The 15,739-nt window shown below is 57.0% G+C and carries 11 protein-coding genes; 9 read left to right on the forward strand and 2 right to left on the reverse strand.

The genetic code is table 11. The features are described from left to right. The first annotated feature begins 91 nt into the window (after window positions 1-91). Entirely contained in the window at window positions 92-775 is a 684-nt protein-coding gene (locus V5B59_RS23025; protein WP_034916426.1) for a transglycosylase SLT domain-containing protein, read from the forward strand. A 44-nt stretch (window positions 776-819) separates the two neighbouring features. On the opposite strand, the gene plsB is transcribed toward V5B59_RS23025, so the two are convergent. After that, entirely contained in the window at window positions 820-3,291 is a 2,472-nt protein-coding gene (plsB, locus tag V5B59_RS23030) for a glycerol-3-phosphate 1-O-acyltransferase PlsB (protein ID WP_169070699.1), read from the reverse strand. Between the two features lie 28 nt (window positions 3,292-3,319). After that, a complete protein-coding gene (gene fusA, locus V5B59_RS23035; RefSeq protein WP_169070698.1) occupies window positions 3,320-5,368 on the reverse strand; it encodes an elongation factor G in 2,049 nt (682 codons plus the stop codon). Window positions 5,369-5,621: 253 nt separating this feature from the next. Between fusA and V5B59_RS23040 the strand changes: the two genes are divergently transcribed. The 8 genes from V5B59_RS23040 to V5B59_RS23075 all read left to right on the forward strand — a co-directional run bounded on the left by V5B59_RS23040 (window position 5,622) and on the right by V5B59_RS23075 (window position 15,731). Next, entirely contained in the window at window positions 5,622-7,913 is a 2,292-nt protein-coding gene (locus V5B59_RS23040) for an NADP-dependent malic enzyme (protein WP_169070697.1), read from the forward strand. 115 nt (window positions 7,914-8,028) lie between these two features. Then, window positions 8,029-9,741 carry a type IV-A pilus assembly ATPase PilB gene (gene pilB / locus V5B59_RS23045; protein WP_332352354.1) on the forward strand — a complete coding sequence of 571 codons (1,713 nt, stop codon included), beginning with the start codon at window positions 8,029-8,031 and terminating at the stop codon, window positions 9,739-9,741. Between the two features lie 13 nt (window positions 9,742-9,754). Beyond that, window positions 9,755-10,993, forward strand: a complete 1,239-nt coding sequence (locus V5B59_RS23050; RefSeq protein ID WP_332352355.1) for a type II secretion system F family protein — start codon at window positions 9,755-9,757, stop codon at window positions 10,991-10,993. Beyond that, the gene (locus V5B59_RS23055; RefSeq protein ID WP_169070696.1) at window positions 10,993-11,853 is read left to right on the forward strand and encodes a prepilin peptidase; all 861 of its coding nucleotides are present in this window, start codon (window positions 10,993-10,995) and stop codon (window positions 11,851-11,853) included. Before V5B59_RS23050 ends, V5B59_RS23055 begins: the two co-directional genes overlap by 1 nt. 45 nt (window positions 11,854-11,898) lie before the next feature. Then, window positions 11,899-12,906, forward strand: coding sequence for a glycosyltransferase family 2 protein (locus tag V5B59_RS23060; protein WP_332352356.1), 1,008 nt, complete (start codon window positions 11,899-11,901; stop codon window positions 12,904-12,906). Next, window positions 12,896-13,606, forward strand: a complete 711-nt coding sequence (locus V5B59_RS23065) for a class I SAM-dependent methyltransferase (RefSeq protein WP_169070695.1) — start codon at window positions 12,896-12,898, stop codon at window positions 13,604-13,606. Before V5B59_RS23060 ends, V5B59_RS23065 begins: the two co-directional genes overlap by 11 nt. Further along, entirely contained in the window at window positions 13,603-13,944 is a 342-nt protein-coding gene (locus V5B59_RS23070; RefSeq protein WP_169070694.1) for a 4-amino-4-deoxy-L-arabinose-phospho-UDP flippase, read from the forward strand. Before V5B59_RS23065 ends, V5B59_RS23070 begins: the two co-directional genes overlap by 4 nt. Continuing rightward, window positions 13,941-15,731, forward strand: coding sequence for a DUF2142 domain-containing protein (locus tag V5B59_RS23075; protein ID WP_332352357.1), 1,791 nt, complete (start codon window positions 13,941-13,943; stop codon window positions 15,729-15,731). Before V5B59_RS23070 ends, V5B59_RS23075 begins: the two co-directional genes overlap by 4 nt. Window positions 15,732-15,739: the final 8 nt, after the last annotated feature.

Here is a 15,739-nt window from a genome sequence, read left to right on the forward strand (position 1 = left end):
TGTCCCCCTAGTATTCGAGGCTTTGCACCCGCCTGTAACCGTTCATCGTCAAGCCATTTTGTAGCGAGACGACCACAGTGAAGGAGAGAGCATGTCCGCAACAATTTCACTCGGAAGTATCACGGGGCGTCGTATTGACGCCACTTTGAGTTTGATTCAACACAGCCTGATCATCGTTGGGCTGATGGTCGTACTGGGCACCTTCAAGCTTCCAGTCGCCGACAGTGCGGCTACCGACAGTCAGCCAGCCGTCGAGTCCTCGAATGCCGCCGAAGCATCCGAAACGGAAGCCGTCAAGCCCGCTGTCGAAGTGCTGCCGCTGCGTTTGCAACGCGCCCTGGATTTCGTATCGCGGCGCTACCGGGTGGCGCCTGAAGCGCTGATCCCGATCTTTGAGGCGGCGCAGGCAGTTGGCCGGGAACGTCGCCTCGATCCCCTGCTGATCATCGCCATCATCGGGATCGAGTCGCGTTTCAATCCCTTTGCCGAAAGCGCGAGTGGTGCCAAAGGCTTGATGCAGGTGATTCCGGGCTATCATCTGGACAAGGTGCCGCAAGGTGCCGGGTTGCAGCCGTTTCTCGACCCAGTGACCAATATCCAGGTCGGCGTGCATGTCCTGGAGGAGGCAATCCGCTGGCGTGGCAGCCTGACTGCCGGCCTGCAGCACTACGGCGGCGCCTCGGAGGATCCGGAGAGCGGCTACGCGAGCAAGGTACTTGCCGAGAAGGAGCGGATCGAGCAGGCTGCGCGGCGGGGTTCTGGCGCGCGTGTCTGAGTTTCGTGTTGCCTTACCGGGAAAGTCGCGGAGCGACTTTCCGATTAACGGCTCACCCCGGCGCGTGCGATGCGCCGGATGGCTCGCCTGGCCTCGACCGAGAGGACGAGTTCGGAATGGGTCAGCGGGGTCATCAGACGCTCGTCAAAATGCAGCAGTTCATTTTCGTCCTCGCGCAGGAATTCCGCTTCGATCAGGTTGGCGATGAAGGCAGAGAAGGTCGCCTTCTCAGGAAACTCCGGCGTATTGAACTCGTAGAGCAGGGATAGCCGCTGCGCCAGCAGATGGCAGTGGTTTTCGAGTGCCTGGCGAGTCAATTGGCCCGTCCCATGCCGTTGCAGCAGCGACAGCGTAAGGAAGTGACGTTCCAGCAATGGGCGAATGGTTTCTCCGAGCAGGTGTAGTTCGGCAAATTCCTGACTGACGGGCTCCGGCGCAACGAGCCTTCCCGAGACTTCCGAGCGACCCAGCAGGCCGCGCCTGACGAGCACGCCAATGACCTCTTCGGTGGCTGTCGCCAGGTCGTCGAGAGGCCAGCGCAGAAACAGTTCTGCTCGCATCAGGGTGCAAATGCCGCCCACTGCCCGTGCCACGCGCGCGCCATCGAGGTGGCGGTTATGGCTCAGCAGGCAGGCGAGAACTGCTGGCAAGGCAAACAGGTGCAGGACGTTGTTGCGAAAATAGGCGAGCAGGGGTGCCTGTTCGTTGCCAACCCGGATCAGATCTCCTAGCGGATCGGCAAAGCGTTCGACGACGGCAAGTCGCTCGGCGTAGGCCACGATTTCTTGTGCTGCAAGTCCGCAGGCGATGGTTGTCGGCGCATACGGGGCATCTCTGGCGAGCGCCTGGTAGTGCTCGATCATCCGCAGCAGGGCGCGCTCGTCCGCGGTATGCTTGGGTGTCGCCAGCAGCGCGAGAGCAATCAGGTTGATTGGATTGAGAACTGCCGCGGCGTTGATCCGTTTGGCGAGTTCGGCTGCCGCGGCGCGCGTGGCGGTGCGCGACCATGACGATTCGCTGGTGGAGTCTTCCTCTCTCCAGCCCGGGTGATGGGCATCCAGAAAACCGGCTAGCGGCAGCGGTTCGCCAACGTTCACATGCACCTGGCCAAAAACCCGCTTGATACTGCGCACGCTCTTCAGGATGCCCCACAGTGATTCACCTTGCTTGGGTTTGCCTGCCAGTTCACCGAGATAGGTGTGCCCCTCCATCAGCTTCTCGTAACCAATGTATACCGGTACGAACACCAGCGGTCGCGCGTGTTCGCGGATGAAGCTCTGCACGGTCATGCCGAGGATGCCTGCCTTGGGCGTCAACATCCTGCCGCTGCGGCTGCGCCCGCCTTCGATGAAGTACTCGATCGGGAAGCCGCGCGCGAGCATCAGGTGCAGGTATTCGTGGAATACGGCAGCATACAACGGCTCACCCTTGAAGCTGCGGCGCAGGAAGAAGGCGCCGCCGCGGCGTAGCAGCGATCCGACGATCGGCAGATTGAGGTTGGCACCGGCGGCGATGTGAGGTGGCGTCAACCCCTGGCGGACGATGATGTAGGACAGCAGCAGGTAATCGATGTGGCTGCGGTGGCAGGGGACATAAACGATTTCATGTCCGGAGGCGATGCGGGTGACGACGTCGAAGTGATGCAGCTGGATGCCGTCGTAGAGACGAGTCCACAACCAGGAAAGGAATAGTTCCAGGGCGCGCAGAACCCCGTAGGAGTAATCGGAAGCGATCTCCAGCGCGAAGTGGACGGCCCTTGCTTTAGCCTCGCCGAGCGGGATGCCTTGTGTCGCGGCTTCGCTAATGATCGCCGCGCGAACCTGTTCGCCGGCGAGCACCGCATCCACCTGGGTGTTGCGGTGCGAGAGGTCGGGTCCGATGGCCATCTGGCGCTGGCGGCGAAAATGTACCCGCAAGACGCGCGACAGCTTGCGTAGTGCCTGCTCCTCACCCAGTCCTCCCTGCAGCAGATTGCGCAGCGAAATGGGCGTGTTGTAGCGCACCAGGACATTGCGACCATGCAGCAGAATTGCCAGCAATTGCCGCCATGCGCCAGGCGGACGCCAGGTTTCGGAGAACAGCGCTTTGAGGACGGAATCCTGGGTGTCAGGACTGCGTCCCCAGAGGATGACCACCGGTACCAGCTGGACGTCGAGCGTCGGGTCGGCGACTGCCTGGTGCATCAGGCTCGCCAGCAATGGGGAGTAATTGTTGCCGTCGCGTGCTCTGCCGGCGAGGCTGCGGTCACGGTTGAGAAAGAAGAATGAGCGGGGCAGCCGCTGTCCGCCCAGCGCCATCGGCACCTCTGCGCGCGGCAAGCCGGCTCGGCGCGATTCCTCGAAGAGCACCAGCAGGTTCGAGAGATGCCTGTCCTGCAGGACGTAACAGACCGGCATCGTCGGGTCGAGTCCCACAGCCTGCAGATTTTCCGGAAAAACCGAGGTTCGTACCCAGGCGTAGAGCAGGCGTCGCGCCAGCGGAATGAACCAGTTGGAGACCTTGAAGACCTCGCCCACGACGACGCTGCTCGTCCTGATTTCTTGCCTACTCCTCCTCGACGACCTTGTGCTGCGCCGCCAGTTGCTGTTGTGTCGCCGGCGGTACCTGGGCGTAGTGCGAGAAGGCGATGCTGTACGAGCCCTGTCCGCCGGTCAGTGACTTGAGGCGCGACTGGTAGCTCTCGAGTTCGGCCAGCGGTGCCTGACCGGTAATCGCCATGACGCCCGGAGCACGTGGTTGGGTGCCGGTGAGATGACCGCGTTTGCTGGAAAGGTCGCCAGTGACGTCACCGGTGACCGCTTCCGGTGCGAGGATTTCGATGTCGACGACTGGTTCGAGGATGATCGGTCTGGCGGCACGAATCGCCTCGACCGTTGCCTTCTTGGCGGCCATGAAAAAGGCGATGTCCTTGCCGTCAACCGGATGTGTCTTGCCGTCGTACACGGTGACGCGCAGATCCTCCACCGGGAAGCCGGCAACGACGCCATCGGCAAGCGCCTGGCGAACGCCTTTCTCGACTGCCGCCATGAAGACACCAGGGATCACCCCGCCTTTGACGATATCGACGAACTCGAAGCCGGCCCCCCGTTCGAGTGGCTCGATTCGCAGCATTACTTCGCCGAACTGGCCCGCGCCACCACTCTGTTTCTTGTGCCGGCAGTGCCCTTCGGCCGAACCGGTAATCGCTTCACGATAAGCAATCTGCGGCGGCTTGGTGTCGAGTTCCAGCTTGTACTGCTGTGCCAGGCGCGTCAGTTTGGCGCGCAGATGCATTTCGCCGATGCCGCGAATCACCGTCTCGTTGGTCGTCGGATGCCGTTCGATCCGGAAGCAGGGGTCCTCGACTTCGAGTTTGTGCAGGATCTCGAACAGCCGCTGTTCGTCGGCCTTGCGCCGCGCATGCACGGCCAGACCGTGCATCGGCAGCGGGAACTCGAGTGGCTGCAGATGAATGTGGTCTTCGTCATGCGAGTCGTGCAGTACGCAGTCGAACTCGATTTCCTCGACCTTGGCAATTGCACCCAGGTCGCCAGGTACCAGTGTTTCGACCTCGACATAATCCTTCCCCTGCAGGCGATAGATGTGGCCGACCTTGAACGGACGCTTGCCATCGCCGACGAAGAGCTGCGAATCTTTCCTGATCGTTCCCTGATGCACGCGGAATACCCCTACTTTGCCGATGAAGGGGTCGCTGACGATCTTGAAGACGTGCGCCAACACGTGCTTCTGCGGATCGGGTTCGGCTGCGAAGGGCACGACCGGCCCGCCTGGTTCGCCGCGATAAAAGGGCGGCGGGTTACCCTCCGCCGGATTGGGCGCGAGTCTGGCGAGAACGTCGAGCAATTGCGGGATTCCGGCTCCGGTCTTTGCCGAAACGAAGAGAATCGGAATCAGGTGGCCGGCACGCAGAGCCCTCTCGAATGGCAGGTGCAATTCGTCCGGAGTCGGATCGACACCGTCGTCGAGGTACTTTGCCAGCAGATCCTCGTCTTCCTCGACGATCTGGTCGATCAGCGCACGGTGCGCTGCTGCCACGGATTCGAAATCGCTTTCGCCATCGTCATGGCCGAGCAGCTCGACGACTTCACTGCCCTGTCTGGCTGGCAGGTCAAGCAACATGCATTCACGACCGAAACGCTCACGGATCTCGCCGACCAGTGCCGGAAGATTGACGTTCTCCGCGTCGATCTTGTTGATCACGATCATCCGGCAAACGCTGCGAGCTGCGGCCAGCTTCATCATACGTTCGCTCGAGAGCTCGATGCCGTTTTGTGCATTGATCACCACCAGTGCCGTGTCCACGGCGGCGAGCGCGGCAATCGCCTGTCCGGCGAAGTCGGGAAAGCCCGGCGTATCGAGCAAATGGATCAACACTCCTTGCCAGGAAAAACTCGCCAGCGCTGAATTCAGCGAGTGGCCAAACTCCTTCTCTTGCGCATCGAAATCACAAACCGTGTTGCCCTTTTCGACGGCGCCCCGGCTGCTGATGGCGCCGGCTGCGGCGAGCAGGCTTTCGGCAAGCGTCGTTTTGCCGGCGGCACCGTGGCCGACGAGAGCAACAGTGCGAAGGTTACTGGTGGCGGTCTGGCCCATTCATCATCTCCCATTCAAGTCGAACGCAAGCCGCAGCTGCAGAAATAACCCCATGGTATGTTGGCTGCGCGTGCGTTCAGCATTTTACCCCCGCGACAGCCGCAGCGCTTGCTCGTCGTGGTGTCGCTTCCGAACTCTGGCGCACAAAACCGGTCGACATCGCCATTGCAGATCACATCAGTTTTGTGTTCTCCGGTTGAGTCGGCTAAAGTAGCGGGCTTTTACGTCGACGAACACCGTGTCAGGAGGCAACATGGAAAAGAATAATCCCCCAAAAGCTGATCTTTGCGAGGCTGCCCTCGAATATCACCGCTATCCGACTCCAGGCAAGATCGCCGTCCAGCCCACCAAGGGCTTGAGTAATCAGCTCGACCTGGCACTCGCCTATTCTCCAGGTGTTGCCTATGCCTGCCATGCCATCGTTGATGACCCGGCTGCGGTCAGCTGGTACACCTCGCGAGCCAATCTGGTGGGCGTCATTACCAATGGTACTGCCGTGCTCGGCCTGGGGAATATCGGTCCTCTGGCGGCCAAACCGGTGATGGAGGGCAAGGGTTGTCTATTCAAGAAATTCGCCGGGATTGATGTCTTTGACATTGAACTGGCCGAGAGCGACCCGGACAAGCTGATCGACATGATCGCTGCGATGGAGCCGACGCTGGGGGGCATCAATCTCGAAGACATCAAGGCCCCTGAGTGCTTCTACATCGAAGCCAAGCTCAAGGAGAGGATGTCGATTCCGGTCTTTCACGACGACCAGCACGGCACGGCAATCATTTCATCGGCAGCGATCCTGAACGCACTCAAGGTGACCGGCAAGGCGATCGGCGAAGTGAAAGTGGTCTGCTCCGGAGCGGGTGCTGCCGCGATCTCCTGCCTCAATCTCTGGTGCGATCTGGGCGTACGGCACGAGAACATCACCGTTTGCGACTCGAAAGGGGTGATCTACGCCGGCCGCGACCCCGACATGGAACCGACAAAAGCGGCCTATGCGCGCGAAACCGAGGCCCGCACGCTCTACGAGGCGATCGACGGTGCCGACGTCTTCCTCGGACTCTCTGCCGCGGGCGCACTCGAACCGGAGATGCTCGCCCGCATGGCCAAGCAGCCGATCGTTTTCGCTCTGGCCAACCCGACGCCGGAAATCATGCCCGAGCTTGCCCGCGAGGTTCGTCCCGACGTGATCATGGCGACCGGTCGATCGGACTATGCCAACCAGGTCAATAATGTCCTGTGTTTCCCGTTCATTTTCCGCGGCGCACTCGATGTGGGCGCAACACGCATCAATGAGCAGATGAAAATGGCCTGTGTCAGGGCCCTGGCGGCGATGGCCGAGGAAGAGGTGAGTGCCGAAGTGGGGATGGCCTATCCCGGTGAGGAACTCTCGTTCGGTCCGGAATACCTGATCCCCAAGCCCTTCGATCCGCGCCTGATCACCATCATCGCGCCGGCCGTGGCGCAGGCGGCGATGGATTCCGGTATTGCGACCAGGCCAATTGCGGATATGGCCGCTTACCGGGAAAAGCTCAAGGAGTTCGTCTACCAGACCGGGGTTGGCATGCGCGCAGTGTTCTCGGCCGCCAAGCGGGGACGAAGGACGCGCATCGTCTATCCCGATGGTGAGGAGGAACGCCTGTTGCGCGCCGTGCAGATCATTCTCGATGAAGGCTTGACACGCCCCATATTGATTGGCCGTCCCGATGTCATCATGGCACGACTGGAAAGGATTGGCTCGAAATTGCGGGTAGGCACAGATTTCGAGGTCGTCGACCCGAACAGTGATCATCGCTACAAGGAATGCTGGACGGCCTATCATCAGCTCAGAAAGCGCCAGGGCGTGACGATCGACATTGCCAAGACACGCCTGCGCAGCGATAACACGATCATCGGCGCCATGTTGCTCAAGCTCGGCTACGCCGATGGAATGATCTGCGGCCTTACCGGCCGTTTTCTGCATCATCTGCGACACGTTGACGAGATCATCGGCAAAGCGCCGGGCTGCAAGACGATGGCGGCAATGGCGCATCTCTTGCTGCCTGGTCGCGCCATGTTCATCTGCGACACGCATGTCAACGAAAATCCTGATGCCGAGCAACTGGCCGAAATCGCCTTCATGGCCGTGGAAGAAGTGCGCCGTTTCAAGATCCGGCCCAAGCTGGCGATGCTGTCGCATTCCAACTTCGGATCGTCGCGGAGCACTTCAGCCCGCAAGGTGGCCGAGGCTGTGGCGATTGTGCGTGCCAAGGCGCCTGATCTGGAAGTTGACGGAGAAATGCGCGGTGACAGCGCTCTCTCAGCGGAGATACGCAAGCAATTTGACCCACAATCGCCACTTACCGGTGAGGCCAACGTACTGGTGATGCCAAACCTGGACGCTGCCAACATCTCCTTCAACCTGCTCAAAATGACCGGCAGTGACGGTATGGCTGTCGGCCCGATCCTGCTTGGAGCGGCACGGCCAGTACATGTGCTTGGGCCCACCTCGACCGTTCGCCGGGTGGTGAACATGACCGCCCTGGTCGTGGTGGACGCAGCCAGCAAGTAGGGACGCACACTCCCTTCTTTACAAACACGCTCAGCCAATGCATCATCAGGTTGGCAAACTCGGTATGGTCGGGACCTGATGGTTAACCAAGCATAGTAGAGTCCTATCGCGAACAATGGCAGCCAATCCGCAACAATCACCGCTCAGCGGGCTTGCCCGTGCGCTGGTACAAGCTGGCCGAATCAAGGAAGCCGAGGCAGAGTCCCTGCTTGCGCAAGCCACTGCCAAGAAGACTTCGTTAATCGAACAGCTGGTCGGCGCGAAGAAGGCGACCTTCCTTGAATTGGCGCGTTTTGCGTCGGACAAGTTCGGTTTTCCGCTGCTTGATCTGTCTGCCTTCGACGACGCGAACATCCAGAAAAATGCGATTGACCGAAAGCTGATCGCGACCCACCAGGTCGTACCACTGCACAAGCGCGGCAATCGCCTGGCGGTTGCCATCGCGGACCCGACCAATCTGCGTGCGCTGGACGAGATACGCTTTCAGACCGGGTTGACGGTTGACCCGGTGATCGTTGAGGAAAACAAGCTCATTCCTCTGGTCACGAAGATAGCCGAAACGGCCGACGAAGCCCTGAAGGGTTTAAGTAACGAGGACATCAATCTCGAGTTCACCGACGAGCAAAGCCAGGAGAAGGAAGAGGTCGCAAACCTTGAGGTCGATGACGCTCCGGTCGTCCGGTTCATTCAAAAAATGATGCTCGATGCTATCAATGAAGGTGCATCAGACATTCATTTTGAACCCTACGAGAAAAACTATCGCATCCGCTTTCGCTCTGACGGCATTTTGCGGGAAGTGGCCGCGCCGCCACTGGTCATCAAGGAGAAGATTGCTTCCCGTATCAAGGTGATTTCGCGCCTGAACATTGCCGAAAAACGTGTGCCCCAGGACGGCCGCATGCGGCTGGTACTTTCGAAGAATCGATCGATCGACTTCCGTGTCAGTACCCTGCCGACGATGTACGGCGAGAAGATCGTTTTGCGGATTCTCGACCCGGCTAGTGCCACCATGGGGATTGATGCCCTGGGGTATGAACCCGAGCAGAGAGCGGTGTTGCTTGACGCCATTCATCGCCCTTACGGGATGATCCTGGTGACCGGTCCCACGGGTTCAGGGAAAACGGTCTCGCTGTACACCTGTCTGAACATCCTGAACAAACCGGGGGTCAACATCTCGACAGCTGAAGACCCTGCCGAAATTCCCTTGCCGGGAGTCAATCAGGTGAACGTCGATGACAAGGCCGGGCTGACTTTTCCGATAGCCCTCAAGGCTTTTCTCCGTCAGGATCCGGACATCATCATGGTCGGCGAAATCCGTGACATCGAAACCGCAGAGATCGCGATCAAGGCAGCGCAAACCGGGCACATGGTTCTGTCGACCCTGCACACCAATGATGCGCCGGCAACCCTGACTCGCCTGATGAACATGGGTATTCCGACTTTCAATCTGGCCGCGAGCATCCTGCTGATCACTGCCCAAAGGCTGGTTCGTCGGCTCTGTACGTCCAAGAAACCTCTCGATGCGCCGATCGAGACACTGCTCAATGCCGGGTTCCTGGAAAGTGATCTTGATGGGAGCTGGACCTTATACGGCCCGGGAGAATGCGAACGCTGCAAGGGAAGCGGTTATAAGGGACGCGTCGGACTCTACGAGGTGATGCCGGTGACCGAGGCAATTCAGCGCATCATCATGGCCAATGGAACCGAACTGGATATTGCGGCCCAGGCCCGAAGGGAAGGTGTCAATGATCTGCGTCGTTCCGGCTTGCTGAAGGTCATGCAAGGGCTGACCTCTCTTGATGAGGTTCTCGGCAGCACCAACGCTTGAAAAAGAGGTAAGCATGGCGACCGCAGCAAAATCCACCAAGAAGATCGCGTCGGAAGTCAAGGAATATGTTTTTCTCTGGGAGGGGAAGAACAAGCTTGGAAAGGTTGTCCGTGGAGAGCAACGTGCTTCCAGCCAGACTGTGGTTCAGGCGACGCTGCGGCGGCAGGGGATTCTGGTCAGCAAGATTTCGAAGCAGCGTTTCAAGGGTGGACGGCAGATTTCCGAAAAGGATATCACGCTGTTTACCCGCCAATTGGCGACGATGATGAAAGCCGGCGTGCCGCTGCTCCAGACTTTCGAGATCGTCGGTCGGGGGCACGATAATCCGGCGGTTGGCAAGCTGCTGCTGGATATCAAGTCGGATGTCGAAACCGGCAGTTCGCTTTCGCAAGCATTCCGGAAGTATCCCCTACAATTCGACAACTTGTATTGCAACCTGGTGGCTGCCGGCGAACAGGCGGGTATTCTCGAAACCCTTCTGGATCGTCTGGCCACCTACAAGGAAAAAATGATCGCCATCAAGGCGAAAATCAAGGCCGCTCTGTTCTATCCGGTGGCCATCATCCTCGTCGCCTTCATTATTACCGCGGTGATCATGATCTTCGTGATTCCCGCATTCAAGGAGGTCTTCAAGAGTTTCGGTGCCGACCTCCCGGCGCCAACTCTGGTGGTGATCGCCATGTCGGATTTTGTCATTGCCTGGTGGTGGGCGATCTTTGGGGGTATCGGCGGCTCGATCTATGCTTTTTTTTATACCTGGAAGCGATCGGAAGTCATGCAGATCGCTTTCGACCGCATGTTTCTGCGCATACCTGTTTTTGGCGACATCATTCGCAAGTCGGTCATCGCCCGCTGGACACGCACGCTGGCCACCATGTTCGCGGCCGGCGTCCCCTTGGTCGAATCGCTCGACTCGGTCGGCGGTGCTGCTGGAAACTATGTTTACAAGGTGGCGACCAGGAAGATCCAGAGCGAGGTGAGTATCGGCACCAGTCTCACCGCAGCGATGCAGAGCAGCGAACTCTTTCCGAACATGGTGAATCAGATGGTGGCCATTGGCGAGGAATCCGGCGCCCTCGATTCCATGCTCGGCAAGGTTGCCGATTTCTTCGAGGCAGAGGTGGATGACGCGGTCGAGGCGCTGTCCAGCCTCATGGAACCCATCATCATGGTCGTTCTGGGGGTGTTGATCGGCGGTATGGTGATCGCCATGTATCTGCCGATCTTCAAACTGGGCGCTGTGGTCGGATAATGCTGTCCGCATTGACTTCCGATTTGGAGCCGACCCTGTTCATCTTCCTCTGTGGTGTTCTCGGACTGCTGGTCGGCAGCTTTCTCAACGTCGTCATTCATCGTTTGCCCAAGATGATGGAGGTCGAGTGGCGTACCCACTGTGCAGAACTCAGAGGCGAAAAGCCTGCCGACAATGAAACGCTCTCGCTGCTCAAGCCTCGCTCGCGTTGCCCGGCCTGTGGGCATGCAATTACCGTTATCGAGAATATTCCAGTCCTGAGCTGGTTGTTCTTGCGCGGTCGCTGTTCAGCCTGCCATGCGCCGATCTCTCCGCGTTACCCGCTGGTCGAGATAGCCAGCAGCCTGTTGTGTGCATTTGCCGCGTTTCATTTTGGCTACGCCTGGGCTGCAGCAGGTGCGATGCTGCTGATCTGGTGCCTGCTCGCGCTGACCGGTATCGATGTGGATACCCAGTTGCTGCCGGACTCGATTACCTTGCCCTTGCTCTGGGCTGGCTTGCTGTTCAATCTGTCTGCTACCTTCGTCGACCTGCCATCGGCAGTGATCGGCGCGGCCGCCGGTTATCTCTCGCTCTGGCTGGTTTACTGGACATTCAAACTGACGACGGGCAAGGAGGGTATGGGCTACGGTGATTTCAAGCTGCTTGCGGCGCTGGGTGCCTGGCTCGGATGGCAGATGCTGCCCTTGACCATTCTGCTTTCGTCACTGCTCGGTGCCGTGGTCGGCATTACCCTGATGGTGGTGAACAAACGTGGCCGAAGCGTACCGATTCCCTTCGGCCCGTACCTGGCGGTAGCGGGGATGCTGGCGCTGTTTTACGGAAAACCTCTGACTCGGGCCTACATTGGTCTGTTGTAGTCTTTCGACGGAGCTTTCTCGGAACGAATAGGGGGGAAATCACCGATGAAGACAAACCCCAAGGTTGCAGTGGTGATACCCAGTTACAAGGTAATCCATGGCATACTCGGTGTAATTGCGGCAATTGGTCCAGAAGTAAGCCGAATCTATGTGGTTGATGATTGCTGTCCCGATGGTTCTGGTGATCTTGTAGAAAAGAATTGTAATGATGCGCGTATTATGGTCATCCGTCACCGTGAAAATCAAGGGGTGGGTGGCGCGGTAATGACGGGCTACCGGGCGGCGATTGCTGATGAAATGGATGTCATCGTCAAGCTGGATGGTGATGGCCAGATGGATCCGGCGCTGATTCCTGATTTTGTTTCGCCCATTCTGGAGGGTGAGGCGGACTACACCAAGGGGAATCGTTTTTTTGACCTGGAAGAGATCGGTGCAATGCCGAAAATCCGCTTGCTCGGTAACGCGACCTTGTCTTTCATGACCAAGATTTCTTCCGGATACTGGGATGTGTTTGATCCAACCAATGGCTACACCGCGATCCATCGAGATGTGCTTCGACATCTGCCATTAAACAAGATAAGCCGTCGCTATTTTTTCGAAACCGACATGCTTTTTCGGCTCAATATCCTGCGTGCCGTGGTTGTGGACATTCCGATGAAGGCCAGATATGGTGAGGAGGTGAGCAATCTTCAGATATCCAGAGTGATTGGAGAATTTTTTGTCAAGCACTGCCGTAATTTTGCCAAGAGAATTTTTTACAGCTATTATCTCAGAGGGATGTCGATTGCATCGATCGAGCTTCCTCTCGGGGTCGCCATGTTCTTGTTTGGAAGCATATTCGGTTCCTGTCAATGGATGAATTCCATAAGCTCGGGTCAGCCTTCGTCAGCAGGAACAGTAATGCTCTCGGCTCTGCCGGTAATTGTCGGGCTGCAACTGGTATTGGCTTTTCTGGGCTACGACATCCGGTCGGTTCCGAGCAAGCCCTTTCACCTGCTAAAAAGAAATCGATACCTGGATGCGAAGGCAAGTGGAGTACAGGATGCAAAGTGAGGATAAGGAATGGATCGAATACAGGGAAAGATTTTCGGAAGTTTATGATGACGCAAACTATTCGAGCCCGCTCCAGTCTGCGGTGATGCGGGCAAGTCACAAGCTTGTAGAAAACGAATATAATGAGTGCACGAATTTTAGTCGCATTATTGAAATTGGCGCAGGTACCGGCGAACATCTTCCCTACGTACGTCACGGATTTGATGAATACATACTTTCCGATCCGGACCAGAAAACACTGGAAGTTGCCAGGAATAAACTTGCCGGAATGCACGCGGGGAAATTGGGATTCGTGGCTCAAACAGGCAGCAAGCTGGATTATCCGGAGCACACTTTTGACCGGCTGGTGGCCACGCATGTCCTGGAGCATATCTACCATCCCCACCTCGTACTGAAAGAGTGGCGCAGGGTTCTCAAACCCGGAGGTGTTCTGTCGATTCTGATTCCCACGGATCCGGGGCTGGCCTGGCGGCTGGGAAGGCATCTGGGACCTCGCAGGAATGCGCTTGCACAGGGAATTCCATACGACTATATCATGGCCAGGGAGCATGTAAATCCATGCAATAATCTCGTCGCGCTCTTGCGCCACTATTTCCCAGATGCCAAGGAAGCATGGTGGCCATTCCCTGTCCCATCCATTGATTTGAATCTGTTTTTTGCATTTCATGCAGTCATCAATAATCAGGAGGTCGCTCAATGACCGTATATGCGATTGCCGTCCTGTGCGTCGTAGCTCTGGCGGTCGGGCAGATCTTGTTCAAGGTTAGCGCTGCCGCATTGAGCGCAAGCAGTTCCCTGTTTTCACCCAAAGCAGCCACCGCGCTTGTTGCCGCGATGTGTCTTTATGGAATCACATCCGTCGCCTGGGTATGGATTCTGCAGAAAGTCGAACTCGGGCGTGTATATCCGCTGATGGCACTGGCATTCGTTCTGGTCCCGATCGGTAGCCACCTTGTTTTCGGTGAACGATTCCAGGCACAATATTTCATCGGTGTTGCACTGATCATGCTGGGGATCATCATTGCGGTGAGAGCATGAAATGCTCTTCTCCTGTTTCTGCGAATGTTCCTGCGCATGGAGGGTGGCTGCTGTTCCCCGTCGCATTATTTCTGGCCTGTTTCCTGTCATCCGTAATCATCCCGCCATTTCAGTCGCCGGACGAGTTTGATCATGTCAAGCGCGCTTATTTATTGACGCAGGGCCGGATCGTTCTTGATTCGCCAGAGGGCAATTCATCGGGCGGCATGATCGACACCGGCTTGTTGGCCTACATGCGCTCCTATGGCAATGTTCCGTTTCATCCGGATAGAAAACTCTCTGCTGACGAGATCGATGAGGCAAAATCTATTCAATGGGCGGGAGCCAAGGAATTCAGTCCAGCTCCGGGTACTGGTTATTATTTTCCACTGATTTATGCACCACAGGCAACCGGTTTGATCATTGGAGAAATGCTTGGTGTTTCGGTTGAGCAATCCTATAGGCTTGCGCGATTTTTCGTATTGGTGTTTGCCTCCCTAATCATTGCCATTGCCTTCCTGATTCATCCCCCGTCTCCATTGGTGGCTGCGCTTCTGGTCATCCCGATGAGTTTGTTCCAGTTCTCGTCAGCCAGTCTGGATGGCCTGTCCACTGCCGTCTCGATATTGGCCATTTCCGTATTCATGCGGATAGCCGTGGAAAAGAAGCAGGCAAGACCCTGGCTCCTGCCCGTATTGACCGGCAGTGTGATCCTTGTCGTTGGCTGCCGGGTACATTTGTTGCCATTGATACTTCTGATATTTGGAACCTTTTTTTTTACCAAGAGCCACAAAAGCCTGATTGCAGGTGGTGTTGCCGCGATCCTTGTCGTTCTGTGGCTGGCCGTTGCATTCAAAAGCACGGTCGATCACAGATTCGCCGCCGGCCTGCCTGTTTCAAGAATACTGTTTTATTATCTTGCGAATCCCTCCTCTTTTGTCAGGGTTTTAATTGCAACACTCACCAGTGCGGATCTCGCAAGATTTTACGTGCAATCCTTCTTCGGTATTTTGGGTTGGCTCGATGCACGATTCCCGGATGACATTTACACATGGCTGTACGCCCTGTTTTTTCTGGTGGCGATTTTTTCCACCTCATTCAGAAGAATCGAGGCTGAATGGCTGGTGAGCTTGCTCCTGGTTATTTGTGCTTTCTGTTCAATCTTGCTGATTTTTCTTGCACTTCTCGTCACCTGGAATGCACACCCGGCAAGCGTCATTAATGGTGTTCAGGGTCGTTATTTCATCGTTCCCGCTCTTCTGATTGCATATTCCCTGGACTGCGGTTCAGGGGGCGAGTCACCTGTTGGTCCCGCTCTGCTGGCCGCATTTTCCCTGTTTTCCCTATTCAATACAGGCAATTTGTTGCTGGACAGATATTATCTCTTTGCCGAACAGCCGCAGATGGCAAAGCTTGAAATGCGTGCCACTCCTCCCCTGGCAAGAGGTGTATCAATTACACTGAGCATGCATCAAATACAAAAGGAAAAGCCATCTCCATTGAAAAGAATCGCCGTCATGTTTGGCACCCATATGCGAAAGAATTCGGGTTCGGCCGAGTTGCGGATGACCACCAAGGAGGGCGATGGCCTGACAGTCTCTTTTGATTTGTCCGATCTTGCGGATAATCAGTACAGATGGTTTGATCTGGATGATCGTTCGTATGTCGCCGGCGAGATTCTTTTCTCGACTGGTGGTGGTATAAGCATCTGGGAAGTTCATGACGATAAAGGCCCTGTATCTTCCTGTCTGATATATGAATTCAGCAATGGCAGCAAACGGTACACGCAAGCATGCCCGCGTTTTTGATCCGCTCA

It is taken from the genome of Candidatus Accumulibacter contiguus, from assembly GCF_036625285.1.
Classification (GTDB): domain Bacteria; phylum Pseudomonadota; class Gammaproteobacteria; order Burkholderiales; family Rhodocyclaceae; genus Accumulibacter; species Accumulibacter contiguus.